The sequence below is a fragment of the Neobacillus canaveralius genome, assembly GCF_047237705.1.
Lineage (GTDB): Bacteria > Bacillota > Bacilli > Bacillales > Cytobacillaceae > Neobacillus > Neobacillus niacini_K.
Genome location: NZ_JBDFLL010000001.1, coordinates 4529340 through 4554779, shown reverse-complemented (window position 1 = coordinate 4554779; position 25440 = coordinate 4529340). Strand labels below are relative to the sequence as shown.

The following is a 25440-nucleotide window of genomic DNA, read 5'->3' as shown; positions in this document are numbered from 1 at the left end:
ATTATTGATGATTGGATGATAATCATGTCGATTAAATTGATTAATATTGGATTTGGAAATATCGTATCTGCCAATCGGATAATTTCAATTGTAAGCCCTGAATCTGCTCCGATAAAAAGGATTATCCAAGATGCACGTGATAGGGGTTCTTTGATTGATGCTACATATGGAAGACGTACACGTGCCGTAATTGTCATGGATAGTGATCATGTTATTTTATCAGCGGTACAGCCTGAAACGGTGGCCCATAGATTGGCAGACCGTGATGAAATTATAGATGAAGGGTAGGATTATAGAAAATGCAGGAAAAAGGATTACTTATCGTATTTTCTGGTCCCTCTGGTGTTGGAAAAGGTACCGTTAGAAAAGAAATATTTTCCCATCCGGACACGGCTTTTGAATACTCAATATCCGCAACAACCCGTGCGCCTCGCCCTGGTGAAGTCAATGGGGTGGATTATTTTTTTAAGTCACGTCAAGAATTCGAAGAATTAATTCAGCAAGGTAGACTTTTAGAGTATGCAGAATTCGTTGGCAATTATTATGGCACACCTGTAGATTATGTGCGTGAAACCTTAGATGCCGGGAAAGATGTTTTTTTAGAAATTGAAGTAAAAGGTGCGCGCCAAGTTAGAGAAAAATTTCCAGAAGGTTTATTTATATTCTTAATGCCTCCAAGTCTTTCCGAGTTAAAGAATCGGATTGTTACCAGAGGTACTGAAACAGAAGAGTTGATCAACAATCGGATGTTATCAGCGCGTGAAGAAATTGAAATGATGGAATTATACGATTATGTTGTAGAAAATGATCAGGTAGAACTGGCATGTGAACGGGTAAAAGCAATTGTTGTCGCGGAACATTGCCGCCGGGAACGTGTTGAACATCGATATAAAAAATTACTGGAGGTTGAATAAATGTTATATCCTTCGATTGACTCATTACTTAATAAAATTGACTCAAAATATTCACTAGTTTCTGTTGCAGCAAAACGTGCTCGTTCCATGCAGCAAACACGTGATGAAAGATTATCTAAATATGTTTCCTATAAACATGTAGGAAAAGCATTAGAGGAAATCTACAGCGGGGAGCTGACATATCGAATTCCAAAGAAATCAGAAACAGGTGCTATATACGGAAAAGATAGCAATATAGGCAAGTAATAAAGGAGAAGGTCTGACGGCAGGATGTCAGCCTTTTTTATTTTTTGTCGAAAAACGGTTGAAAAAGATGAAAAAATAAAGTGTTTCTAGCATAATAAAGAATAGATACTTGTGGAATAGAAGTGGGGGATACGATGATGTTGGATAAAAAGATTTTATTGTGTGTGTCAGGTGGAATTGCCGTATATAAAGCAGCAGCCTTAACAAGCAAACTTGTCCAAGCTGGTGCTAAGGTAAGAGTAATACTAAGTGACTCTGCTGCAAAATTTGTTTCCCCTTTAACTTTTCAAGCGTTATCTCGAAATGATGTGTATACCGATACCTTTGATGAAAAAAATCCCAATGTGATTGCACACATTGATTTAGCTGATTGGGCCGATTTAATACTTGTGGCTCCTGCAACAGCCAATACGATAGGTAAGCTGGCAAATGGCATAGCTGATAATATGATTACCACCACCTTACTTGCCGCAACTGCTCCAGTTTGGATTGCCCCGGCGATGAATGTACATATGTATGACCATCCAGCAGTGAAAAAGAACATTTCAAAATTGGCCACCTACGGTTACCACTTTATTGAACCAAGTGAGGGCTATTTAGCTTGTGGCTATGTGGGCAAGGGACGTTTAGAGGAACCCGAGAGGATTGTTGAATTAATCAAACAGCATTTTTTTAAAAATATCTCTTTGAAGCTAAAAGGGAAAACCGTATTAATTACTGCTGGCCCAACAAGGGAAAAGATTGACCCCGTCCGTTTTATTACAAACCATTCTACAGGAAAAATGGGATACGCTCTTGCCGAAGCTGCAAAGAAAGAGGGAGCGAAGGTATTATTAGTTTCAGGACCGGTCCATTTATCTCCTCCGGCTGGTGTGGATATAGTTAAGATTGAGAGTGCAGATGAGATGTATCATGCAGTCATGGATAACTTTGATCACGCGGATATTATTATAAAAACCGCCGCAGTCGCTGATTACACTCCTAAAATTTCCTATGAACATAAAATGAAAAAGCAGCCTGGGGACAAAGTGATTGAACTTGAAAGAACCAAAGATATTTTATTTGAGTTAGGAACAAAAAAAAGAAACCAGATACTAATTGGTTTCGCAGCAGAAACCGAAAATGTCGAAGAATACGCCGTCAAAAAATTAAAGGCCAAAAATGCAGATATGATTGTAGCAAATAATGTAAAGGCAGAAGGTGCTGGTTTTGGCAAGGATACAAACATCGTGACGCTTTTTAAGCGTGACGGAACCAAGATTGAGCTGCCTTTAATGTCAAAGCTTGAGGCTGCACATAAGATTATTGAGGAAATAGTTGTATTACCAAAGGATTTGGAACCTAATGAAAGTTGCTAGTGTTATTGTTGATGTGCCCGCTAAACAAACCGATAGAGCGTTTGATTATTTAATACCAGCACAATGGCTAGATACTATTCAGCCTGGTATGAGGGTAATTGTCCCCTTCGGTCCAAGGAAAATTCAAGGTTTTGTGACCGAGATAAAAGCAGATTCAGAATTTAAGAAACTTCGTGAAATTATCGAACCGATGGATTTAGAGCCTGTTTTAAATCAGGAATTACTTGATCTTGGTAATTGGCTTACAGAAAATACGTTGTGTTTTAAGATATATGCCTTCCAGGCAATGCTACCGGCTGCATTAAAGGCGAAGTACGAAAAGAAGGTAAAGCTTTCTGCAGGTATTAAATTAAATCAACTACCTATACAACTTCAAGAAGCGTTTAATAATGAAGAAGCTATTAATTGGGATGACGCCTTAAACAATGGTCTTGTTCCCATCCTTCAAAGAGAAGCTTCTAAAGGTCTGTTAGAAGTTATTTATGTAGTGAAAGAAAGACTAAAGAAAAAGAAATTAAAGTATATAATCCCGCTGCTTTCCTCAGGAGATCTAGAGGCAGCGTATAATAGCCTGCCTCAAAAAGCTGAAAAACAAAAAGAAGTTTTAAAGTACTTTGTTGAGCGTAGTGATCCGGTAGAGTTGAGGCAATTGTTATCTCTATTAAATATTTCCGCTTCAACAGTAAAAGCGCTCGTGGAAAAGGGATTTCTAACTGAACAAGACATGGAAGTTTATCGTGATCCTTATGAGAATCGGACCTTTACACGAACCGAGCCGCTGCCATTAACAGAGGACCAGCAGCGAGCGATGGTTCCAATTCTAGATAGTATTGAAAATAAACTCCATGAGGTTTTTTTACTTTATGGGGTAACTGGCAGCGGGAAAACCGAAATTTACTTACAAGCCATTCAGGATGTCATTGAAAAAGGCAGGGAAGCAATTGTGCTTGTACCCGAAATTGCTTTAACACCTCAAATGGTTAATCGCTTTAAGGGCCGCTTTGGGAATTTAGTAGCGGTATTGCACAGCGGACTATCTGCTGGTGAAAAATATGATGAATGGCGGAAGATTCAACGCAAAGAGGTAAAAGTGGTTGTAGGTGCAAGGTCAGCGATCTTTGCTCCTTTTGAGAACCTGGGCATTATTATTATTGATGAGGAACATGAAACAAGCTATAAGCAGGAAGAAATGCCACGTTATCATGCGCGCGATGTGGCCATTGAACGAGCCCAAAAAAATAACTGCCCAGTTGTGCTTGGGAGTGCAACTCCAGCACTTGAGTCTTTTGCAAGAGCACAAAAAGGAGTTTACACACTATTATCTCTGCCAAACCGAATGAATAAGAGAGCACTGCCAGCCGTGGAAATTATTGATATGCGTGAAGAACTTAGAGCCGGTAATCGCTCAATGTTCTCGAGAAAGTTGTTTGAATTACTAAAAGAGAGAATTGAAAGAAAAGAGCAGTCTGTACTATTTCTAAACAAACGCGGTCACTCATCATTTGTTATGTGCAGGGATTGCGGGTATGTGATGAATTGTCCTAATTGTGATATCTCCTTGACGTACCACAGGGTTAAGGATCAGATGAAATGCCATTATTGTGGATTTGAGAGCCAAGTACCCAGCCAGTGCCCTGAGTGTGCAAGTGATTACATCCGTTATTTTGGAACAGGAACACAAAAGGTTGAAGAAGAACTAGGGAAAATTCTTCCTGAAGCAAAGGTAATTCGTATGGATGTTGATACAACGGGTCAAAAGGGAGCCCATGAAAGGCTGTTAAAGGAATTCCATGAAGGAAAAGCTGATATTCTTTTAGGTACGCAAATGATTGCAAAAGGATTGGATTTTCCTAATATTACGCTTGTTGGCGTACTCTCTGCAGATACGATGCTCCATTTACCGGATTTCCGCTCTTCTGAAAAAACATTTCAGCTATTAACACAAGTTAGTGGCAGGGCAGGGCGCCATGAATTACCTGGGGAAGTCATTATCCAAACTTATACACCGGAGCACTATAGTGTCGAACTGGCCGGAACACAGGATTATGATCGCTTTTACCACAGGGAAATGATGATGAGAAAAGCTCATCATTACCCGCCCTTTTACTATTTGTCCTTAATTACGATAAGTCATGAAGAGTTAATGACTGTTGTTACTGCGACGGAAAAAATCGCTGCTTTTGTCAGGTCACGCCTATCCAATCATGCAGTCGTTCTAGGTCCTGCTGCGTCACCAATCCCGCGGATCAATAACCGCTACCGCTATCATTGCCTAATAAAATATAAGCGTGAACCGGAGCTAAATAAGACACTAAAAGCAATACTTGACCAATATCAAAACGACCCAAAAAGCGGGTTACTCGTTTCAATTGACGTAAACCCATTTATTTTAATGTAAGATACACAAATATCATTGAGATAAAAGGTTATGTTATAGTAATTTGGGTGAAAATGTATAGTAATAAATATAGATAAGGCTGTGTTAAAGTAGACTGTTGCATTTAGAACCTGTTGATTGTAGCGGAAATCAACAGCCTAGTCTAACACAGCCAAAGATAAAAAATCGGACAACTACGATTGGGATGGAGGAACACCGTTGGCTATACGAAAGATTGTTATGTACCCTGCTGAGGTACTTGAAAAAAAATGCAGGCCTGTTGTCAAGTTTGACAAAAAGCTTGCTAAATTGCTTGATGATATGTATGACACCATGATAGAACACGATGGCGTTGGACTTGCGGCACCACAAATTGGAATAGATGAACGAATTGCAATCGTTGATATTGATGATGAGTCAGGTACGATTGAGATGATTAATCCTCGTATCATCAATACATCAGGAGAGCAAACCGGTCCTGAAGGGTGTTTAAGCTTCCCAGATCTTTTTGGTGAGGTTACAAGGCCAAATTATGTGAAAATCGAGGCATTTGACCGCAAAGGAAGAAAATTCACACTTGAAGCGGAGGAATTTCTCGCAAGGGCGATACAACATGAAATTGATCATTTAGACGGGGTATTATTCACATCAAAGGTTAGCCGATATCTCGAAGAAGATGAGTTAAAAGGAGTAGAAAGTGAATGACGAGAATCGTTTTTATGGGGACCCCAGACTTCTCAGTACCCGTTCTGCGAAGTATTATAGATGACGGATATGAGGTTATAGGTGTTGTTACCCAGCCTGATCGGCCAGTTGGCAGGAAAAAAGTACTAACACCGCCACCTGTTAAAGTCGAAGCATTGAAACATGGAATCCCTGTTTATCAACCTGAAAAAATACGCCAAAAAGAGGAAATGGAAAAGATCATTTCTTTGAATCCCGATTTGATTATTACAGCCGCTTTTGGACAGATATTACCGAAAGAAATATTAGAAACACCAGCACATGGCTGTATTAACGTCCATGCCTCGCTTCTTCCGGAACTGCGCGGTGGAGCACCTATTCATTATGCCCTTATCCAGGGAAAACAGAAAACAGGAATCACCATTATGTATATGGTTGAAAAGCTGGACGCAGGTGACATTTTAACTCAAGTAGAAGTAGAGATTACTGAAGAAGATAATGTGGGCAGCCTTCATACAAAGCTAAGTAAGGCTGGGGCTGAACTTTTATCTGAAACTCTGCCCAATTTATTAAAAGGAAAATTAACGTCTATTCCTCAGGATAATGCGAAAGCAACGTTTGCATCTAATATTAAGCGCGAGCAAGAAAAAATTGATTGGTCCAAGACGGGTGAAGAGATTTATAATCATATTCGCGGCTTAAACCCCTGGCCAGTTGCTTTCACAACCCTGGATGGACAGACGTTAAAAATCTGGCGTTCAGAGAAGGTCACAGGTACAGAGAGTCAGGAGCCTGGGACTATTATAAATAACGACCCTGATGGCCTAACTGTAGCAACGGGTAATGAAACAGCTATTAAGATTAAAGAACTGCAGCCTTCTGGAAAAACGAAAATGACATGTGAAGAATTTTACAGAGGTGCAGGTTCGAAAATCTTAGTTGGCAGCAAACTAGGAGAATAAAATGACCAATAAAAAGAAAAATGTTCGTGAAGCAGCGGTGGAATTACTTGAGAACATTGAAAAAAATCAATCTTACAGTAACTTGCTGTTAAATAGTACCATTGAAAAAAACAAAATTCCCGCTATTGATATCGGTCTACTGACAGAGTTGACATATGGAACATTACAAAGAAAGATGGCGCTCGACTACTTTCTAAAGCCCTTTATAAAAAATAGCAAAAAGTTGGAGAATTGGGTACACCAGCTATTAAGGATAACCCTCTATCAAATGGTATACCTTGATAAAATTCCCGATAGAGCAGCCATATATGAAGCAGTTGAAATTGCTAAAAAGCGAGGTCATAAAGGGATTGCCGGAATGGTAAATGGCGTACTTAGAAGTATTCAACGTGAAGGACTTCCTTCGTTAGAAGGAGTTAGTGATCCCATTGTAAAGCTATCTATTGAAACTAGCCACCCAGAATGGCTGGTTAAGAGGTGGGTTGATCAATTTGGCTATGAAAGAACAAAAGAAATGTGTGAGGTCAACCTAACGGCGCCCCTGCAAACAGTGAGGGTAAACTTAACAAAAACGACAGTCCGTGAAGTGATTGAGGATCTTGATGAAGAAGGCTTCCTAGTTGAAAAAAGTCCCATTATTCCGGAAGCTATTAGGGCATTGAGAGGAAATTTGGCGCTTTCAAGGGCATTTAAAAAAGGCATGATTACCATACAGGACGAAAGTTCAATGCTGGCTGCCTATGCACTAGCTCCCAATGAAAACGAATTGATATTGGATGCCTGTGCCGCTCCTGGCGGGAAAACGACCCATATTGCCGAAACAATGAAACTAACTGGCGGAGTAATCTCACTTGATTTACATGAACATAAAGTAAAATTAATTAATGAAAATGCTAAACGTTTAGGTTTGGGCAATATAAGGACAATTGCAATGGATTCACGCAAGGCAGGAGAACAGTTTCAAGAGGAATATTTTGATAGAATCCTTCTCGATGCCCCGTGTTCAGGGCTGGGTGTAATGAGAAGGAAACCTGACATGAAATATACCAAAAAAGAACAAGATCTTTATCAATTAAGTACCATTCAACAAAATTTATTAAACTCCGTCTCACCTTTAGTGAAAAAAGGTGGAATTCTTGTCTACAGTACGTGTACAGTAGATAAGGAAGAAAATGAAGGTACAGTCTTAAAATTTTTACAAGAGCATCCTGAATTTGAGATAGATACTTCATTAAAAGGAAGAATGCCTGAGGCTATCCAACCCCTGGTAACAGATGGTTTTTTACAAATACTTCCCCAGGATATTGGCTCTGACGGATTCTTTATCGCATGCTTAAGAAAGAAGGTGTAACAGTTGGAACAACTAAATACAACTGAGAACAATACAACATTGGACATAAAAAAAACTTCTATTTATTCCCTGCAGCTTCATGAGCTCAAGGAATGGCTGACTAATAATGGTGAAAAGCCTTTCCGAGCAGAGCAAATTTATGACTGGCTATACAAAAAAAGAATTTCATCGTTTGAAGATATGAATAATTTATCAAAAGGTTTGCGTGACAAGCTTTCTGAGAATTTTCAAATTACTACATTAAAAACGGTTATAAAGCAATCTTCTTCTGACGGTACCATTAAATTTCTGTTTGAACTGCACGATGGATACTCAATTGAAACAGTCTTAATGCGCCATGATTATGGGAATTCTGTGTGTGTAACAACGCAGGTTGGCTGCCGGATTGGGTGTACATTCTGTGCTTCAACACTTGGTGGACTTAAGCGTCATTTAGAAGCTGGTGAAATTGTTGCGCAGGTTGTAACAGTGCAGCAAGCTCTTGACGAAACTGACGAGCGTGTCAGCTCTGTAGTTATTATGGGAATTGGTGAACCCTTTGACAATTATGATAATATGATGTCATTTCTAAAAATCATAAATCATGATAAAGGATTGACGATTGGTGCACGTCATATAACAGTTTCCACAAGCGGAATTGTACCGAAAATTTATCAATTTGCAGATGAAAATATGCAGATTAATTTTGCAATTTCACTTCATGCGCCTAACACTGAATTAAGGTCTCGGTTAATGCCTATTAACAGAGCATATAAACTAGATGACTTAATGAAATCTGTAAGGTATTATATCGATAAGACGGGGCGGAGAATTAGTTTTGAATACGGCCTTTTCGGCGGTGTTAATGATTCTGTTGAACATGCAGAAGAATTAGCATCTTTATTAAAAGGACTTAAATGCCATGTAAACCTAATACCTGTTAATTATGTTCCAGAGAGGGACTATGTACGCACCCCAAAGGATAAAATCTTTGCATTTGAAAAAACACTCAAAAATCGCGGTATTAATGTAACCATTCGCCGGGAGCAAGGTCACGACATTGACGCAGCATGTGGACAACTTCGTGCAAAGGAGCGAAAAGATGAGACGAGGTGACAGCGTTGAAAGCTGTGTATAAGACGGATGTAGGGAGAATTCGAAAGAATAACGAAGATAGTGTTGGTATATTCCTAAATCGAGACGGGCAGCGCCTTGCCATCGTAGCTGATGGTATGGGCGGTCACCGTGCTGGTGACGTTGCAAGCAACATGACATTAACCACTTTAAAAGAGATGTGGGAGGTATCCGAAGGGATTCAAACTGCAGATCAAGCGGAAGAATGGTTGAAATCAAAAATTATTCATGTGAACAGGGTTCTATTTGACCATGCAAACACCCATGATGAATGTGATGGAATGGGTACTACGATTGAAGCTGTTATTACTACAAATCTTTTTGCTACCGTTGCGCATGTTGGAGATAGCCGTTGTTATATACTTAATGAATCTGGATTCCAGCAATTGACTGAAGATCATACTCTGGTCAATGAATTAGTTCGGACTGGGCAAATATCAAAAGAGGACGCAGAACATCATCCTAGAAAAAATGTTATCATGCGGGCTCTTGGGACAGAACTGAATGTCTCTATAGATATTAAAACCATTACGTTTGAAGAAGGGGACATCCTTTTATTATGCTCTGACGGACTTTCAAACAAAGTAAGTGAAGCAGAACTGGCCGAAATTCTAAAGAACGAGGATGACTTAGAAAAAAAATCAAATTTACTAATTTCTACCGCAAATGAGCGTGGCGGCGAGGATAATATTTCACTAGCGATTGTAGAGTTTTCTGATACCGGCGAGGGTGATTTATAATGTTGATTGGAAAACGTTTAAGCGGCCGATATAAGGTGTTAGAAATGATTGGCGGCGGCGGAATGGCAAATGTCTATTTAGCCCACGACATGATTCTTGACCGTGATGTAGCCGTGAAAATGCTTCGCCTTGATTTTGCCAATGATGATGAATTTATTCGCAGGTTTCGTAGGGAAGCACAATCTGCGACAAGTTTAGCTCACCCGAGTATCGTAAGTATTTATGATGTTGGAGAAGAGGATGATCTTTATTTTATTGTAATGGAATATGTTGAAGGTCAAACACTTAAACAATACATACAACAGAATTCACCGTTACAAGTTGAAGAAACAATTGATATTATGAAACAATTGACATCTGCTATTTCTCATGCACATCAAAACCATATTATCCACAGAGATATCAAGCCGCAAAATATTCTTGTTGACCGTTTTGGAAATGTGAAAATAACTGATTTTGGCATTGCGATGGCTCTAAGTGCAACAAGTATTACTCAAACGAATTCTGTCTTGGGTTCGGTACACTATTTGTCACCTGAACAAGCGCGTGGAGGCATGGCAAATAGGAAATCGGATATTTATTCCCTTGGAATTGTCATGTTTGAATTATTAACCGGCAGACTTCCCTTTTCTGGTGAATCTGCAGTCTCGATTGCACTAAAACATTTGCAATCAGAAACTCCTTCCGTCAGAAGGTGGAATCCAAACGTTCCACAAAGTGTTGAAAATATCGTGTTAATGGCGACTGCCAAGGATTCCTTTCATCGGTATAACAGTGTAGATGAAATGGAGGATGATCTAAGAACAGCTCTCGACTCTGAAAGGCTGGATGAGGCAAAATTTGTTATTCCGATTGACGATGAAGCAACGAAAGCAATTCCCATCATAACGAATGACCGGCCCATGAAAAATCTTGATGAAACGTTAGTGCATAGTGATAAAAATTCAGACAATGTCAAGAAAGATACAGTAAAAAAAGCGAAAGACAACAAAAAACGTAAAAAATGGCCTATTATATTAATTTCAACCTTTTTATTGTTACTATTGCTGGGAATATTCACTATTACAGTCTTACCAGACTTATTATCCCCTAAAGATGTAAGGATACCTGATATCAGCGGGATGGAACTTGAAGAAGCAATTGCCAAATTGGAAGCGTCAGGTCTTAAGGCTGGCGAGGAAGAAGAAATACCTGATGATGAAATTGAAGAGGGGAGAGTCATCAAGACAAGTCCTGATGCGGAAAGTACCGTAAAAGAAAATACATCTGTCAAAATATTTGTAAGTACTGGTAAGGAAAAGATAGAACTAGAAGATTATGTTGACAGAAGCTTTGATGATGTAAGTCCTTTATTGGAGGATATAAACTTTAAAGATATTAATACTACTGAAGTTTTTGATGAAAGTGAGGCGGGTACAATTCTTAGCCAAGAGCCTGAAGCTGGTCAAGAAATAATACCTGATGAAACTATATTAATATTTGAAGTAAGTAAAGGTCCCGAACCAATTGTCTTAAGAGACTTAACACAATACAGTACAAAGGGTGCACAGGAATATTTAGATTCTGTTGGACTTACATTTGAAATTTCAGAAGAAAAGTATGATGATTTGATTCCTAAGGGCAGCATTATTTCGCAGTCACCTCTGCCTAATTCGGAAATGAAAATTGGAGACAAGGTTTCTGTTGTTATTTCAAAAGGCAAGGAAGAAAAACCGCCTAAAGATGTAACGAGAGATATCACAATTGAGTACAATCCTTTAGTACCAGGGCAAAAACAGAGAGTCCTTATTTATATTGAGGATATGACTTATAGTATGACCGAGCCTGCGGAAGACTTTGAAATTACTTCTACAACAAGGGTCCCAATCACATTGAAAATTCCATTCAATGGAAAAGGTGGATACAGAGTTCAACTTGATGATCGGGTTATTGCGCAAGAGACGTTGAATTATCAAGAATTAGAATAAACTTCAAGGAGTGTGGCTATGCCTGAAGGAAAAATTGTTAAAGCATTAAGTGGTTTTTATTACGTACTGCATGATGGAGTAATGATTCAATGCCGGGGTAGAGGGGTATTTCGAAAAAACAAGATTACACCACTTGTTGGTGATGAAGTCGTTTTTCAGGCTGAAAATGAACGTGATGGTTATATTATGGAAGTTAAGGAAAGAAAGAATGAACTGATTCGTCCGCCTATAGCAAATGTCGATCAGGCCATTCTCGTCTTTTCCGCTGTCGAACCTGAATTTAGTACCGTTTTATTAGACCGTTTTCTTGTCCTTGTTGAATATAATCATATTAAACCACTTATCTGTATCACAAAGATGGATTTAACAAGTGACAACGAAAAGCACGCCATTAATGAGTATGCTGATCATTACAGAAACATTGGTTATGAAGTATTATTGACTTCATCCGAAACAGAAGTTGGCATTGAAGGTTTAACTCCACATGTCGAAGATAAAATATCCGTTTTTGCTGGTCAATCAGGTGTCGGAAAATCTTCACTTTTAAATGTGTTACGACCCGATCTCGAACTAAAAACCAATGATATTTCCTCACATTTAGGCAGAGGAAAACACACCACCCGGCATGTTGAATTAATTAGGATTGGTAATGGTCTCATTGCAGATACACCTGGATTTAGTTCTTTAGAATTCACAGATATCGAAGCTGAGGAGTTAACATATTGCTTTCCGGAGATGGCACGAGAAGGCGAAAATTGTAAATTTCGAGCCTGTCTACATATTAGTGAGCCTAAATGTGCGGTAAAAGCAGCGGTTGAATCACAAACGATTACTCACTATCGCTATAAACATTATGTTGATTTCCTTCAAGAAATAAAAGAAAGAAAGCCGAGGTATTAAAATGCTGAAAATTGCACCTTCCATCCTTTCTGCGGACTTCGCCAAATTAGGTGAAGAAATACTTGCAGTTGAAAGGGCTGGGGCTGACTACATCCATGTAGATGTGATGGATGGTCATTTTGTTCCAAACATTACGATAGGACCCTTAATTGTGGAGGCAATTCGTCCTGTTACAAAGCTTCCGCTTGATGTACACCTAATGATTGATAATCCTGATCAATATATTGAAGCCTTTGCTAAAGCAGGAGCAGATTATATTACCGTTCATGTTGAAGCCTGCAGACATCTTCATCGGACGATTCATCATATTAAGTCATTTGGAATTAAAGCAGGAGTGGTGTTGAATCCAGCTACTCCTGTTAATACCATTCAGCATATTTTAAAAGATGTTGATATGGTGTTGTTAATGTCTGTTAATCCGGGGTTCGGCGGTCAAAAATTCATACCGGAAGTCCTGCTTAAAATTCGAAAAGTAAAGGAAATGGCAGACGCAATCGGAAAAGAAATTGAAATTGAAATAGATGGCGGAGTAAATTCTGAAACTGCAAAACTATGTGTAGAGGCAGGGGCTAATGTCCTTGTAGCTGGATCTGCTATTTATGATCAAGAAGACTACGCAGCAGCCATCTCGTTAATAAGAGGATAAGAGTACAAAGCCGGCTAAAATGCTGGCTTTTTGCGTACGGGAAAAAGGGGGTTATTGAATGAATATTAATATCTTAGCAGGAGGTCCGGAAGAATTTCTTCCTAATTTACATGAATATTCTAGTAAAAATGACATCTGGGTTGGAGTCGACAGAGGGGTATATACCCTAATCAATAAGAAGATTACACCAGAAATTGCTTTTGGAGACTTTGATTCTGTTTCCAAAGAAGAATTGATTGTCATTGAAAGTTTTGTAAACGAAATGAGAAGGTATAAGCCCGAAAAAAATGAAACTGATATGGAGCTCGCTTTGAATTGGGCTATAAAACAAATGCCTGTTTTAATTCGGATTTTTGGAGCCACTGGCGGTAGGTTAGATCATCTCTTAGCGAATGTACACTTATTGGTCAAACCGGTAGTGGAAGAAAACCATGTAAACATTATTCTAATTGATAACCAAAATATTTTATCATTAAAAGCACCTGGAAGTTATAAAATTGAAAAGAGGGCAGATAAAAAGTATATTTCTTTTGTTCCTCTAACCCTTGACGTAAAGGGAGTCACTCTTCGCGGATTTAAATATCCGTTAAAAAATCGTCATATTTCCATCGGCTCTACATTATGTATTAGTAATGAACTTATTAGTAATTATGGTACTTTTTCATTTTCGGAAGGCATATTATTAGTGATAAGAAGTAATGATTAATACGATTTTTAGAGGTACTGATTTCGTCCGTTTGAATAAAATAGTAAGGGCGTACGAAGGAAGTTAGATGTGTGAGATTGTGAGGAGGGACATAATGAAGTTTTATACAATTAAACTGCCAAAGTTTTTAGGTGGACTTGTCCGAGCGATGATTGGTGCATTTAAAAAGAATGAATAGAGAATGTATTTAAGCACCTATTCTATGGGTGCTTTTTTATTTTGGCTATGTTATAGAAAACTGTTGATTTTAGAACCTGTTGATTGGCGCGAAAGGGGCTCGACTCCTGCGGGATAAACGAGCTGAGTGAGACCCCGCAGGTGCGAAGCTGTAAGGAGGCTCACGGGCGAGCCCGCGGAAAGCGTAGCCCCTGTAGCGCAAATCAACAGTCCGGTTTAACACAGCCTTTATTTTATGTAATTATGGGGAAGATAGTAAGAAAGGGCACCCTTTAAAGGATGCCCTGACATATTATACGCGTTCTACTTTACCAGATCTTAACGCTCTTGTAGAAACCCAAACACGCTTAGGCTTTCCATCAACAAGAATACGTACTTTTTGTAGGTTAGCACCCCATGTACGCTTGTTAGCGTTCATAGCGTGAGAACGTGCGTTACCAGTTGTAGTTTTCTTTCCAGTTACAACACATTTACGTGGCATAATGATTCCCTCCTTAATACCCAAAGCTTTATACAGCATTTACGTTATTGTCTAAAGATACCTTAATAATTTATCACACAACAAGTGTGAATGCAATAGTGATTACGAAACCTTTCAAGAAAAATACCTTGACATGCAAAATTAGTATCTCTGGCAGCCAGTAAGTAAAAAGTATCGCTTTCAAATTTTTCTTGACTATAGTAAAATGTCTTTAGTCAAGGTAGTGTCCTAAATATTGTTGTTAAAATCTTAAAGCCGATTTTAACGCGGAAATATTTATTTTGCGCTTTAGAAATTAGTATGCAAGCTCTTTTTTAAAGAGCCTAGTCAAGGAGCAATTTCCAAAAGGGGGAACGATTCATGTCCATCGAATTAAAAACTAAGTTCGGACAAATTGATATTTCAAATGAAGTAATCGCAACCATCGCTGGAGGTGCCGCTATCGATTGTTATGGAATTGTCGGTATGGCATCAAAGAGCCAAATAAAAGACGGTCTTACAGAAATTTTAAGAAGAGAAAATTTTACTCGTGGAGTTATTGTTCGCCAAGAGAATGAAGAAGTACATATTGATATGTATATAATTGTCAGCTATGGAACAAAGATTTCCGAGGTTGCTCATAACGTGCAATCAAAGGTGAAATACACACTTGATAAGACCGTTGGACTTGCCGTTGACTCGGTAAATATTTACGTTCAGGGAGTTCGTGTGACGAACCCGTAAGTGGTGTAACGAACCGCAAGTAGAGGAGGAAAGTTTGTGTCTATTACAGCTTTAGATGGAAAACGTTTTGCAGAAATGGTGATTCAAGGTGCGAATCATCTAGGTGCCAATGCAAAAATGGTGGATGCATTAAACGTTTTTCCTGTGCCCGATGGTGATACTGGAACGAATATGAATTTATCAATGACCTCAGGGGCAAAGGAAGTTAAAAATAATGTTCAGGAACATATTGGTAAAGTAGGGGCGGCTCTATCCAAGGGTTTACTTATGGGTGCAAGAGGCAACTCCGGGGTTATCCTTTCCCAATTATTTCGTGGATTTTCAAAAGCAATTGAAACCAAAGCAGCCATCACTGGAAAAGAATTCGCAGCTGCGTTAGAATCTGGTGTCGAAACTGCCTATAAAGCGGTAATGAAGCCGGTAGAGGGAACAATTTTAACGGTTGCAAAGGATTCTGCTAAAAGAGGTGTGCAGGCTTCCCAAAAATCGAACGATATCATTGAGATTATGGATGAAGTTTTAAAAGAAGCGAAGGCATCGCTAAAGCGCACACCAGATCTGCTTCCGGTTCTTAAAGAAGTTGGAGTTGTCGATAGCGGTGGACAAGGGCTTGTATTTGTTTATGAAGGATTTCTTGCTGAACTGAAAGGCGAAAAGCTGCCGGATTCACCTGAAGCTTATCCTTCTATGGACGAAATGGTTAGTGCGGAACACCATAAAAGTGTTCAAGGTTATATAAATACAGAAGATATTGTATTTGGGTACTGTACAGAATTTATGGTGAAGTTTGAAGATGAGAAGCTAGCAAAGCATCCATTCGACGAACAGGTTTACCGGAATGATCTTAGTAAACTTGGTGATTCATTACTAGTTATTGCGGATGAAGAGGTTGTTAAGGTTCATATTCATTCTGAACAGCCTGGTGATTGCCTAAGTTACGGACAGAGGTACGGCAGCTTAATCAATATTAAAATTGAAAACATGAGACAGCAGCATTCCAATATTGTTGGAGAGACGCATACACCGTTAGTTGCAGGTACACCTCAAGTTCCTAAAGAACAGCAGGAGTATGGAATTGTTACTGTATCGATGGGGTCTGGGATAGCTGAATTATTTAAAAGTATCGGCGCACATGCGGTAATTGAAGGCGGTCAAACGATGAATCCGAGTACAGAGGATATTGTTAAAGCCGTTAAAGAAGTGAATGCGAAAAAGGTTTTTATTCTCCCGAATAATAAAAATATTATTATGGCTGCGCAGCAAGCGGCTGATGTATCTGATGAAGAAATTTATGTAATTCCGTCTAAAACAGTACCTCAAGGTCTATCTGCACTTTTAGCATTTAATCCAGCAGGAAGTGTAAAGGCAAATGAAGCTGCTATGACAGATGCTATGCAGCATGTTAAGACGGGTCAAATTACTTTTGCCGTTCGCGATACTCAAATCGACGGGTTAGAAATTGAAAAAGATGACTTCATGGGAATTGCAGAAGGCAAAATCGTTGTGAAGAACAAAGATAAAGGGAAAACTGCGGAAGATTTGCTTACTAAGATGGTGGATGAGGATTCGGAAATATTAACCATCATTTATGGTGAAGACGTAACTGAGGACGAGGTAAATGCACTTACAGCGTTTGTAGAAGAGAATTTCGAAGACGTAGAAGTTGAACTTCATAATGGAAAACAACCATTATATTCATTTATCTTTGCAATCGAATAAGTGATAAAATGAGAAGGGGAAACCCTTCTTTTTTCTGTGTTATAAATATAGGTGGATATCCAAAGAGAAACATTTGTCCTAGGGGGAGTAGACGGATGAAATATAGAAGCGTGTTTGACATAATAGGACCTGTTATGATTGGGCCATCGAGCTCTCATACTGCTGGCGCCGCTAGAATTGGCAGAGTTGCAAGAAGTTTATTTGGCAGGGAACCAAAATGGGCAAATATTTCTTTATACGGCTCGTTTGCTAAAACGTATAAAGGGCATGGTACGGATGTTGCGATTATCGGTGGTTTGTTAGATTTTGATACCGATGACGTAAGAATCATAAATGCAATTGATATAGCGAAAGAACGGGGTATTAAACTTCGGTTTATAGAAGAAGAGGCCGTTACGGATCATCCAAACACTGCTAGAGTAATCATTGGTGATGATAAAGGTGAATTAGAGCTAGTCGGAATCTCAATTGGCGGCGGCAAAATTGAAATAACTGAGTTAAATGGCTTTGAATTGAAATTATCCGGAAACCATCCAGCCATTTTAGTCGTTCATAATGATCGTTTTGGTGCTATTGCAAGTGTTTCGAATGTCTTGGCAAAATACGAAATTAATATTGGCCATATGGAAGTTTCAAGAAAAGAAAAAGGAAAGCTTGCTCTTATGACCATTGAAGTGGACCAAAATATAGATGAAAAAGTCCTTCAAGAACTTGAACAATTACCAAACATTCTGAAGGTAACAAAGATTGTGGATTAACTAAAAAAATATCCATAACAATAAGGGGGAAGGCAATTGTTTCGAAATGTTGCAGAGTTAGTTGAGCTTGCTATTAGTAAAAATAAAAAAATCTCAGAAATTATGATCGAGCAAGAAATGGACGTCACCGGACGTTCTCGGGAAGAAGTTCTTGCTTTTATGGACCGTAATTTAAAGGTCATGGAAGAAGCAGTTGAACGGGGTATAAAAGGAGTAAAATCGCATTCTGGTTTAACCGGCGGTGACGCTGTTCTATTACAAAAATATATTGAAAAAGGCAACTTCCTGTCAGGCAAAACTATCCTTGACGCTGTAAGCAAAGCGGTAGCAACAAATGAAGTCAATGCAGCAATGGGAACAATTTGTGCAACGCCGACTGCAGGTTCAGCTGGAGTTGTGCCTGGTACACTATTCGCAGTGAGAGAAAAACTAAATCCGACGAGAGAGGAAATGGTGGCATTTCTTTTTACAGCAGGTGCTTTTGGTTTCGTTGTTGCGAACAATGCGTCGATTTCAGGTGCTGCTGGGGGTTGCCAAGCGGAGGTTGGTTCTGCTTCCGGAATGGCTGCAGCAGCAATCGTTGAAATGGCAGGCGGTACTCCGGAGCAATGTGCGGAAGCAATGGCCATTACATTAAAAAATATGCTTGGTCTCGTTTGTGATCCTGTTGCAGGTCTTGTCGAAGTACCATGTGTAAAAAGAAATGCAATGGGTGCAGCCAATGCAATGGTAGCTGCAGATATGGCTTTAGCGGGGATAACCAGCAGAATACCATGTGATGAAGTCATTGATGCCATGTATAAAATAGGTCAATCAATGCCGACCGCATTAAAAGAAACAGCACAGGGAGGGTTGGCGGCAACTCCGACAGGTCGTGAACTCGAAGCTAAGATCTTCGGTATTCCGCGCGTGTAAAGTGAATCAATATCTAAAACAATCAGTTACAGTGTTAAAGGGAATTGGGGAAGAAACAGCTGAGAGTTTAGCAGAAATGAGAATATTTACAGTCCAAGATTTAATAGAATACTTTCCTTACCGTTATGAAGATTATCGACTTCGTGAACTCTCAGAGGTAAAGCATGATGAGAAGATTACAATAGAAGGGAAGGTTCATAGTGAGCCTTCTCTTACATATTATGGCCGGAAGAAATCTAAGCTGATGATTAGAATGTTCGTTGGCCAATATTTAATTAAGGTTGTGTTTTTTAATCAGCCTTATTTAAAGTCAAAAATCGTTATGAATGAAACCATTACGGTTACAGGTAAATGGGACGCCCATCGGCAAACGATTACTGCTAATGAAATGCAGGTAGGACAAAATGCAAAAACAACAGATTTTGAACCAGTATACTCACTAAAAGGGAAAATTAACACAAAGGGAATGCGCAAATTTATTTCGATTGCATTCCAACAATTTGGTCAATATATCGAGGAAAGTTTACCGCTAACTCTTGTCAAAAAGTATCGCTTGATAGACCGCAATAGTGCTCTAAAGGCGATGCATTTTCCAGTTAATCAGGAGGACGTAAAACAGGCTCGCCGCCGTTTAGTTTATGAGGAATTTCTATTATTCCAGTTAAAAATGCAGGCATTACGGAAATTTGAACGAGAGCATTCACCTGGAATTGAGCAAAACTATCAAGAAACGAAGGTAGAGAAATTTATTCAGTCATTGCCCTTTCCTTTGACCAATGCACAGAGTCGTGTTGTATCAGAAATTCTAAACGACCTAAAATCACCTTTAAGGATGAACCGCTTGCTGCAAGGAGATGTTGGTTCTGGGAAGACGGTGGTTGCCGCGATTGGATTATATGCAAGTGTTACGGCTGGCTACCAAGGGGCATTAATGGTACCGACAGAGATTCTAGCAGAACAGCATGCTGAGTCGCTTAATGGGTTATTAGAACCTTTTGGGCTTAGGTGTGAATTGCTAACAAGTTCTGTAAAAGGGAAAAGAAGAAGAGAAATCCTACAAAATGTAGCTGAGGGAACCGTAGATATATTAATAGGGACACATGCTCTTATACAGGACGAAGTAACCTTTAAAAGATTAGGGTTCGTCATAACCGATGAACAGCATCGATTTGGGGTCGAGCAACGGAGGGTGTTGCGGGAAAAAGGAGACAATCCTGATGTCCTGTTCATGACTGCAACACCGATACCAAGAACGCTTGCTATTACGGTTTTTGGTGAGATGGATGTTTCTATCATTGATGAAATGCCGGCTGGCAGAAAAGCGATCGAAACATACTGGGCAAAGCCGGAAATGTTGGGAAGAGTTCTTTCTTTTGTAGAAAAGGAATTGGTAAAGGGTCATCAAGCCTATGTGATTTGCCCATTGATTGAAGAATCAGACAAGCTGGATGTCCAAAATGCCATTGACGTTCATACTACTCTATCCCACCACTTTCAAAATCGCTATAAGGTTGGACTTATGCATGGGCGGTTAAGCTCAGAAGAAAAAGATACGATTATGAAGGCTTTTAGTACCAATGAGGTACAGGTGTTAGTTTCAACCACAGTAGTTGAAGTAGGTGTGAATGTTCCGAATGCTACGATGATGGTCATCTATGATGCAGAAAGATTTGGACTATCACAGCTCCATCAGCTTCGCGGCAGGGTTGGCAGAGGCAGTGACCAATCATACTGTATTCTTTTAGCTGATCCAAAGTCAGAAGTGGGTCAGGAAAGAATGCGAATAATGGCCGAAACAAATGACGGATTCGTTTTAAGTGAAAAGGACCTCGAATTGCGGGGACCTGGAGACTTCTTTGGAAAAAAACAAAGCGGGATTCCAGAATTTAAGCTTGCAGACATGGTCCATGATTACCGCACACTCGAAACCGCAAGAAATGACGCATCGTTAATGATTCAATCAAAAAACTTCTGGATCGCAAAAGAATACCAATACCTAAGAAACCAGCTAGAAGACACAGGTGTATTAGAAGGGGAAAAACTAGATTAATCTATAAAACCAACCTGGGGCAGACTGCTAGAATAAAAACTTATTCTTGCAATCTGCTTTTTCTAATTTTATACTACTATTAGTACCTAGTCATAATAGCTCGGACGGTGTATGATATGAGAAGAACAAAAAAAGAACGACAACAAATGCTAAAGGAAACCATTAAGGAAAATCCTTTTATAACCGATGAAGACCTCGCAGAAAAATTTCAAGTTAGTGTGCAAACGATTCGCCTTGATCGTCTAGAATTATCAATTCCTGAATTACGGGAAAGGATAAAGTATGTTGCCGAGAAAAGATTTGAAGATGAGGTCCGCTCTTTACCAATTGAAGAAGTGATCGGAGAAATAATCGATATCGAACTTGATCAGAGTGCGATTTCCATATTTGATGTAAGAGAAGAGCATGTTTTTATTAGAAATAAAATTGCGCGGGGGCACCATGTTTTCGCACAGGCAAACTCACTAGCAGTAGCGGTAATTAATGATGAATTGGCATTAACTGCAAAGGCAAACATTCAGTTTAAGCGTTCTGTTAAACAAGGTGAACGAGTGATTGCCAAAGCAAAAGTTTTAAAAATAGACGATGGCCTTGGCAGGACAATTGTTGAGGTAATGAGTTATGCCAATAACGAACTTGTATTTAAAGGCGAATTCGAAATGTACCGTTCAGAAAAATCATTAAAGGATGAGAAAAGATGAAAATAGCGATTGATGCAATGGGTGGCGACCATGCTCCTAAAGAAATCGTAATCGGTGCAATGAAAGCTGTAGAAGCATTTTCAGATATACATATAACCCTGGTCGGGGATGAAACCAAAATTAAAGAATACTTAACGAAGCAAGAGCGAATAAGCATTTTACATACATCCGAGGTGATCCTTGGTACTGACGAACCTGTGAGGGCAGTTCGACGAAAAAAAACTGCCTCGATGGTACTTGCTGCGCAGCAAGTTGCTGATGGACACGCAGACGCGTGTATATCAGCAGGAAATACAGGTGCATTAATGGCTGCTGGATTATTTGTTGTTGGCAGGATTGAGGGCATTGATCGTCCGGCACTTACACCAACTTTACCAACCATTGGCGGAGAGGGTTTCCTATTATTAGATGTTGGGGCAAATGTAGACGCAAGGCCTGAGCATTTGCTGCAATATGCGATAATGGGGTCTATTTATAGTGAAAAGGTAAGAGGGATAGCAAAGCCTCGAGTTGGTCTTCTCAATATCGGAACAGAAGAAAAGAAAGGGACTGACCTAACGAAACATGCCTTTGAACTTTTAAAAAATGCAAACGTTAATTTTGTAGGCAATGTAGAGGCCAGAGATTTGCTTGATGGCGTAGCGGATGTCGTGGTGACGGATGGATTTACTGGCAATATGGTGTTGAAAACAGTTGAGGGAACTGCGCTATCTATGTTTAAAATGCTAAAAACTACCCTAATGAGCAGCCTTAAAAGTAAACTTGCTGCAGCAGTATTAAAGCCTGAATTCAAGGTTTTAAAGAACACATTGGACTATTCAGAATATGGCGGTGCGGGCCTATTTGGCTTAAAGGCGCCTGTAATTAAAGCACATGGATCCTCTAACGGACAAGCTATCTTTAGTGCAATTCGTCAAACGAGGGATATGGTCGAAAAGAATGTAGTCGATCTTATTAAAAAGTCCATTGAAGATGAGAAGACATCTAAAATAGAAGTGTAAGAAGGGGTGCGGAAATGGGAAAGATTGCGTTTGTATTTCCAGGTCAGGGCTCACAAATAGTTGGTATGGGGCAACAGCTTGCACAGCTGTATCCTGAGGTCATGCAATATTTTAAAAAAGCCGATGAAAGACTTTCAGCTGAATTAAGTAAGCTTATCTTTGAGGGACCACAAGAAGAATTGACAAAAACAGTAAATACACAGCCAGCTTTATTAACAACGAGTTTGGCCATTCTAGAAAGATTTCAAAAAGCAGCAATTAAGCCTGATTATGTTGCTGGACATAGTCTTGGTGAATATACAGCCCTTGTAGCAGCTGGTGCATTAACCTTTGAAGATGGTGTCTATGCTGTAAGAAAAAGAGGGGAATTTATGGAGGGAGCTGTTCCGAATGGTGAAGGTACAATGGCAGCTATTTTAGGGCTTGACCGTGAACCTCTTTCTAAAGTAACAGCTGAAGTTAGTGACTCTGGATTCCCAGTTTCCTTAGCGAACTTGAATTGTCCAGGTCAAATTGTTATCTCAGGTTCTCGAAAAGGTGTTGAGCTTGCAAGTGCCAAAGCAAAAGAAGCTGGTGCAAAAAGAGCGATCCCTTTGGAGGTCAGCGGACCATTCCATTCTTCATTAATGAAACCTGCAGCAAGTGAACTGCGTCAGGTTTTAGATGGACTTGATATGAAAGATGCACGTATCCCTGTAATTGCTAATGTTTCAGCAAATCCAATGACTGCGGCAGAAGAAATTAAGGAAAATTTAATTGAACAACTTTATTCACCTGTTTTGTGGGAAGATTCTGTTGTGAAGATGATTGATTTAGGTGTTGATACATTTATTGAAATCGGTCCTGGGAAGGTACTTTCAGGCTTAATTAAAAAAATTAACCGTAGTGTTAAAACATATTCGATCTCGGACGAGGAAAGCTGTCAATCTGTTATCGAGGCATTGAAGGAGGAAAATCTATGACACTAGAAGGCAAAGTGGCACTAGTAACCGGTGCGTCAAGAGGGATAGGCAGAGAAATAGCCCTTGAGCTTGCGAGACAGGGAGCCAATGTCGCCGTGAATTATGCTGGCAGTGAAGGCAAAGCCAATGAAGTGGTAGATGAAATAAAAGCAATGGGTAAAGAAGCATTTGCGATTAAGTGTGACGTATCCAATAATGATGAAGTAGCAGAAATGGTGAAAGAAACAGTAGATCGATTTGGTAAATTGGATATACTTGTTAATAACGCAGGTATAACAAAAGACAATTTACTAATGAGAATGAAGGAAGAAGAATGGGATGATGTTATTAATATTAATCTCAAAGGTGTTTTTCTTTGTACCAAAGCTGTCACCCGCCAAATGATGAAACAGCGTGTCGGCCGTATTATCAATATTACCTCCGTTGTTGGAGTTAGTGGAAATCCAGGGCAGGCAAACTATGTTGCAGCAAAATCGGGTGTTATTGGTTTAACAAAGACGACAGCAAAAGAGCTTGCTTCTCGTAATATTACAGTAAATGCGATTGCACCAGGCTTTATTACAACCGATATGACAGATAAATTATCGGATGAGGTAAAAGGTGAGATGTTAAAACAAATTCCACTAGCCCGTTTAGGAGAGCCTAAAGATATTGCTAAGATGACAGCATTCTTGGCATCCGATGACGCTTCATACATTACAGGGCAGACTCTTCACATTAACGGTGGCATGGTGATGTAAATTTTTTATAAAAGTGTGTGTATTATTTTTTTGATATACTTTATAATAGCTTGAGGGGAGGTGAACTACAATGGCAGAGGTATTAGAGCGTGTAACAAAAATCATCGTTGACCGTTTAGGCGTAGATGAGTCACAAGTTAAACTTGAAGCTTCATTCAAAGATGATCTTGGTGCTGATTCCCTTGACGTAGTTGAACTAGTTATGGAATTAGAAGATGAATTTGATATGGAAATTTCTGACGATGATGCTGAGAAAATCGGCACAGTTGGTGATGCTGTGAATTACATAAATAGCAAGCAATAATTCGTTGGATTTCTTCAAAAGCTCCGTTTTCAAACGGGGCTTTCTTCTATATTATTAGACTTGGCAGTTTTAAAAAAATACTGCCAGGTTTCTTTGCGTTTTGATTTAATATTACTTAAACTATTGATAGGAATGTGTAAAAAATATGCAAGGTGGAGACTTTAATGCGCAGAAAAGGTAAGGAAAATGAAATGAACAATCGCGCAAAAGAAAATCAATTTAAGGATTTTCAGGACAAGATCGGTATTCATTTTGAAAATGAAAAACTATTAAAACAAGCTTTTACTCATTCATCCTATGTGAATGAGCATCGCCGAAAGCCTTATGAAGATAATGAAAGGCTTGAATTTTTAGGGGATGCCGTACTAGAACTAACGGTTTCGAAATTCCTTTTCCTAAAATATCCAATGATGAGTGAAGGAGAGCTGACAAAGCTTCGTGCTGCTATCGTGTGTGAGCCCTCACTTGTAACCTTGGCAAACGAACTTAGCTTTGGCAAGTTGATTTTGTTAGGTAAGGGTGAAGAAATGACAGGGGGCAGGGAGCGCCCCGCGCTTTTAGCGGATGTATTTGAAGCTTTCATTGGTGCGCTATACTTGGATAAAGGACTTGAGGTAGCAAACGAATTTCTAGATAAAGTGGTTTTCCCTAAAATTAATGAGGGTGCTTTTTCTCATGTGATGGATTTTAAGAGCCAGCTTCAAGAATTAATTCAAAGAGATGGGACGGGGTTAATCGAATATAAGGTATTGATTGAAAAAGGTCCTGCCCATAGCAAAGAATTTGTTTCAAGAGTCTCATTAAACGGTGAGGAATTAGGTATCGGTACTGGTAAATCAAAAAAAGAAGCTGAACAGCATGCCGCCCAAATGGCACTCGAGGTCTTAAAGGCTAAAACATCATAGGTAAACAACAGGAAAAGATTCCGGCCAAGATCTAGGGAGG

The 25440-nt window shown here is 39.4% G+C and carries 27 protein-coding genes; 26 read left to right on the top strand and 1 reads right to left on the bottom strand.

Going from position 1 to position 25440, the window contains the following annotated elements; genetic code table 11:
* Positions 1–24 precede the first annotated feature (24 nt).
* The 15 genes from remA (at position 25) to spoVM (ending at position 14142) form a co-directional block, all read left to right on the top strand.
* Entirely contained in the window at positions 25–288 is a 264-nt protein-coding gene (gene remA, locus ABC255_RS22200) for an extracellular matrix/biofilm regulator RemA (RefSeq protein ID WP_095247706.1), read from the top strand.
* An 11-nt stretch (positions 289–299) separates the two neighbouring features.
* Complete coding sequence (gene gmk / locus ABC255_RS22195) at positions 300–914, top strand: guanylate kinase (protein WP_335532807.1); 615 nt, start codon at positions 300–302, stop codon at positions 912–914.
* Positions 915–1160: a DNA-directed RNA polymerase subunit omega gene (gene rpoZ, locus ABC255_RS22190; protein ID WP_335532805.1), complete on the top strand. Its 246-nt coding sequence runs from the start codon at positions 915–917 to the stop codon at positions 1158–1160. It begins immediately after the preceding gene.
* A gap of 134 nt (positions 1161–1294) precedes the next feature.
* Positions 1295–2518: a bifunctional phosphopantothenoylcysteine decarboxylase/phosphopantothenate--cysteine ligase CoaBC gene (coaBC, locus tag ABC255_RS22185; protein WP_412996935.1), complete on the top strand. Its 1224-nt coding sequence runs from the start codon at positions 1295–1297 to the stop codon at positions 2516–2518.
* Complete coding sequence (priA, locus tag ABC255_RS22180; protein ID WP_412996933.1) at positions 2505–4916, top strand: primosomal protein N'; 2412 nt, start codon at positions 2505–2507, stop codon at positions 4914–4916. Before coaBC ends, priA begins: the two co-directional genes overlap by 14 nt.
* 198 nt (positions 4917–5114) lie before the next feature.
* Positions 5115–5600 (top strand): peptide deformylase, encoded by a 486-nt coding sequence (gene def, locus ABC255_RS22175; protein ID WP_412996931.1) that lies wholly within the window; start codon positions 5115–5117, stop codon positions 5598–5600.
* A complete protein-coding gene (gene fmt, locus ABC255_RS22170) occupies positions 5597–6541 on the top strand; it encodes a methionyl-tRNA formyltransferase (protein ID WP_412996929.1) in 945 nt (314 codons plus the stop codon). Before def ends, fmt begins: the two co-directional genes overlap by 4 nt.
* Before the next feature lies 1 nt (position 6542).
* A complete protein-coding gene (rsmB, locus tag ABC255_RS22165) occupies positions 6543–7892 on the top strand; it encodes a 16S rRNA (cytosine(967)-C(5))-methyltransferase RsmB (protein ID WP_412996927.1) in 1350 nt (449 codons plus the stop codon).
* Positions 7893–7895: 3 nt separating this feature from the next.
* On the top strand, positions 7896–8987 hold the full coding sequence (rlmN, locus tag ABC255_RS22160; RefSeq protein WP_412996926.1) for a dual-specificity RNA methyltransferase RlmN: 1092 nt from the start codon (positions 7896–7898) through the stop codon (positions 8985–8987).
* 5 nt (positions 8988–8992) lie between these two features.
* A complete protein-coding gene (locus ABC255_RS22155) occupies positions 8993–9745 on the top strand; it encodes a Stp1/IreP family PP2C-type Ser/Thr phosphatase (RefSeq protein WP_412996925.1) in 753 nt (250 codons plus the stop codon).
* On the top strand, positions 9745–11712 hold the full coding sequence (gene pknB / locus ABC255_RS22150; RefSeq protein ID WP_412996923.1) for a Stk1 family PASTA domain-containing Ser/Thr kinase: 1968 nt from the start codon (positions 9745–9747) through the stop codon (positions 11710–11712). Before ABC255_RS22155 ends, pknB begins: the two co-directional genes overlap by 1 nt.
* 18 nt (positions 11713–11730) lie before the next feature.
* Positions 11731–12612, top strand: coding sequence for a ribosome small subunit-dependent GTPase A (gene rsgA / locus ABC255_RS22145; RefSeq protein ID WP_412996921.1), 882 nt, complete (start codon positions 11731–11733; stop codon positions 12610–12612).
* Position 12613: 1 nt separating this feature from the next.
* Entirely contained in the window at positions 12614–13258 is a 645-nt protein-coding gene (gene rpe / locus ABC255_RS22140; protein ID WP_412996920.1) for a ribulose-phosphate 3-epimerase, read from the top strand.
* Positions 13259–13316: 58 nt separating this feature from the next.
* Positions 13317–13964, top strand: coding sequence for a thiamine diphosphokinase (locus tag ABC255_RS22135; RefSeq protein WP_412996918.1), 648 nt, complete (start codon positions 13317–13319; stop codon positions 13962–13964).
* A 94-nt stretch (positions 13965–14058) separates the two neighbouring features.
* On the top strand, positions 14059–14142 hold the full coding sequence (gene spoVM / locus ABC255_RS22130) for a stage V sporulation protein SpoVM (RefSeq protein ID WP_035445740.1): 84 nt from the start codon (positions 14059–14061) through the stop codon (positions 14140–14142).
* Between the two features lie 291 nt (positions 14143–14433).
* On the opposite strand, the gene rpmB is transcribed toward spoVM, so the two are convergent.
* Positions 14434–14622 (bottom strand): 50S ribosomal protein L28, encoded by a 189-nt coding sequence (gene rpmB, locus ABC255_RS22125; protein WP_289340368.1) that lies wholly within the window; start codon positions 14620–14622, stop codon positions 14434–14436.
* 360 nt (positions 14623–14982) lie between these two features.
* On the opposite strand from rpmB, the gene ABC255_RS22120 reads away from it, so the two are divergent.
* The 11 genes from ABC255_RS22120 (at position 14983) to rnc (ending at position 25400) form a co-directional block, all read left to right on the top strand.
* Positions 14983–15345 (top strand): Asp23/Gls24 family envelope stress response protein, encoded by a 363-nt coding sequence (locus tag ABC255_RS22120; protein ID WP_063251637.1) that lies wholly within the window; start codon positions 14983–14985, stop codon positions 15343–15345.
* Between the two features lie 36 nt (positions 15346–15381).
* Positions 15382–17064, top strand: coding sequence for a DAK2 domain-containing protein (locus ABC255_RS22115; RefSeq protein ID WP_412996915.1), 1683 nt, complete (start codon positions 15382–15384; stop codon positions 17062–17064).
* Between the two features lie 95 nt (positions 17065–17159).
* Entirely contained in the window at positions 17160–17822 is a 663-nt protein-coding gene (gene sdaAB / locus ABC255_RS22110) for an L-serine ammonia-lyase, iron-sulfur-dependent subunit beta (protein WP_412996913.1), read from the top strand.
* Between the two features lie 36 nt (positions 17823–17858).
* Positions 17859–18737, top strand: coding sequence for an L-serine ammonia-lyase, iron-sulfur-dependent, subunit alpha (gene sdaAA / locus ABC255_RS22105; protein WP_412996912.1), 879 nt, complete (start codon positions 17859–17861; stop codon positions 18735–18737).
* A gap of 1 nt (position 18738) precedes the next feature.
* Positions 18739–20787, top strand: a complete 2049-nt coding sequence (gene recG, locus ABC255_RS22100) for an ATP-dependent DNA helicase RecG (RefSeq protein WP_412998615.1) — start codon at positions 18739–18741, stop codon at positions 20785–20787.
* Positions 20788–20903: 116 nt separating this feature from the next.
* Positions 20904–21488, top strand: coding sequence for a transcription factor FapR (fapR, locus tag ABC255_RS22095; protein WP_412996910.1), 585 nt, complete (start codon positions 20904–20906; stop codon positions 21486–21488).
* Positions 21485–22489, top strand: coding sequence for a phosphate acyltransferase PlsX (plsX, locus tag ABC255_RS22090; RefSeq protein WP_412996909.1), 1005 nt, complete (start codon positions 21485–21487; stop codon positions 22487–22489). Before fapR ends, plsX begins: the two co-directional genes overlap by 4 nt.
* A gap of 14 nt (positions 22490–22503) precedes the next feature.
* Positions 22504–23451, top strand: a complete 948-nt coding sequence (gene fabD, locus ABC255_RS22085; protein WP_412996907.1) for an ACP S-malonyltransferase — start codon at positions 22504–22506, stop codon at positions 23449–23451.
* Positions 23448–24191 carry a 3-oxoacyl-[acyl-carrier-protein] reductase gene (fabG, locus tag ABC255_RS22080; protein ID WP_335532767.1) on the top strand — a complete coding sequence of 248 codons (744 nt, stop codon included), beginning with the start codon at positions 23448–23450 and terminating at the stop codon, positions 24189–24191. The genes fabD and fabG overlap by 4 nt, the downstream gene beginning before the upstream one ends.
* 70 nt (positions 24192–24261) lie before the next feature.
* On the top strand, positions 24262–24495 hold the full coding sequence (gene acpP / locus ABC255_RS22075) for an acyl carrier protein (RefSeq protein ID WP_179597216.1): 234 nt from the start codon (positions 24262–24264) through the stop codon (positions 24493–24495).
* Positions 24496–24659: 164 nt separating this feature from the next.
* Positions 24660–25400, top strand: coding sequence for a ribonuclease III (rnc, locus tag ABC255_RS22070; RefSeq protein ID WP_335532764.1), 741 nt, complete (start codon positions 24660–24662; stop codon positions 25398–25400).
* Positions 25401–25440: the final 40 nt, after the last annotated feature.

Excerpts from the sequence above, each read along its gene's own strand:
- remA (WP_095247706.1), top strand. The coding sequence starts at position 25 with ATGTCGATTAAATTGATTAATATTGGATTTGGAAATATCGTATCTGCC.
- gmk (WP_335532807.1), top strand. The coding sequence starts at position 300 with ATGCAGGAAAAAGGATTACTTATCGTATTTTCTGGTCCCTCTGGTGTT.
- rpoZ (WP_335532805.1), top strand. The coding sequence starts at position 915 with ATGTTATATCCTTCGATTGACTCATTACTTAATAAAATTGACTCAAAA.
- coaBC (WP_412996935.1), top strand. The coding sequence starts at position 1,295 with ATGATGTTGGATAAAAAGATTTTATTGTGTGTGTCAGGTGGAATTGCC.
- priA (WP_412996933.1), top strand. The coding sequence starts at position 2,505 with ATGAAAGTTGCTAGTGTTATTGTTGATGTGCCCGCTAAACAAACCGAT.
- fmt (WP_412996929.1), top strand. The coding sequence starts at position 5,597 with ATGACGAGAATCGTTTTTATGGGGACCCCAGACTTCTCAGTACCCGTT.
- rsmB (WP_412996927.1), top strand. The coding sequence starts at position 6,543 with ATGACCAATAAAAAGAAAAATGTTCGTGAAGCAGCGGTGGAATTACTT.
- pknB (WP_412996923.1), top strand. The coding sequence starts at position 9,745 with ATGTTGATTGGAAAACGTTTAAGCGGCCGATATAAGGTGTTAGAAATG.
- rsgA (WP_412996921.1), top strand. The coding sequence starts at position 11,731 with ATGCCTGAAGGAAAAATTGTTAAAGCATTAAGTGGTTTTTATTACGTA.
- rpe (WP_412996920.1), top strand. The coding sequence starts at position 12,614 with ATGCTGAAAATTGCACCTTCCATCCTTTCTGCGGACTTCGCCAAATTA.
- ABC255_RS22135 (WP_412996918.1), top strand. The coding sequence starts at position 13,317 with ATGAATATTAATATCTTAGCAGGAGGTCCGGAAGAATTTCTTCCTAAT.
- spoVM (WP_035445740.1), top strand. The coding sequence starts at position 14,059 with ATGAAGTTTTATACAATTAAACTGCCAAAGTTTTTAGGTGGACTTGTC.
- rpmB (WP_289340368.1), bottom strand. The coding sequence starts at position 14,622 with ATGCCACGTAAATGTGTTGTAACTGGAAAGAAAACTACAACTGGTAAC.
- ABC255_RS22120 (WP_063251637.1), top strand. The coding sequence starts at position 14,983 with ATGTCCATCGAATTAAAAACTAAGTTCGGACAAATTGATATTTCAAAT.
- sdaAB (WP_412996913.1), top strand. The coding sequence starts at position 17,160 with ATGAAATATAGAAGCGTGTTTGACATAATAGGACCTGTTATGATTGGG.
- fapR (WP_412996910.1), top strand. The coding sequence starts at position 20,904 with ATGAGAAGAACAAAAAAAGAACGACAACAAATGCTAAAGGAAACCATT.
- plsX (WP_412996909.1), top strand. The coding sequence starts at position 21,485 with ATGAAAATAGCGATTGATGCAATGGGTGGCGACCATGCTCCTAAAGAA.
- fabD (WP_412996907.1), top strand. The coding sequence starts at position 22,504 with ATGGGAAAGATTGCGTTTGTATTTCCAGGTCAGGGCTCACAAATAGTT.
- fabG (WP_335532767.1), top strand. The coding sequence starts at position 23,448 with ATGACACTAGAAGGCAAAGTGGCACTAGTAACCGGTGCGTCAAGAGGG.
- acpP (WP_179597216.1), top strand. The coding sequence starts at position 24,262 with ATGGCAGAGGTATTAGAGCGTGTAACAAAAATCATCGTTGACCGTTTA.
- rnc (WP_335532764.1), top strand. The coding sequence starts at position 24,660 with ATGCGCAGAAAAGGTAAGGAAAATGAAATGAACAATCGCGCAAAAGAA.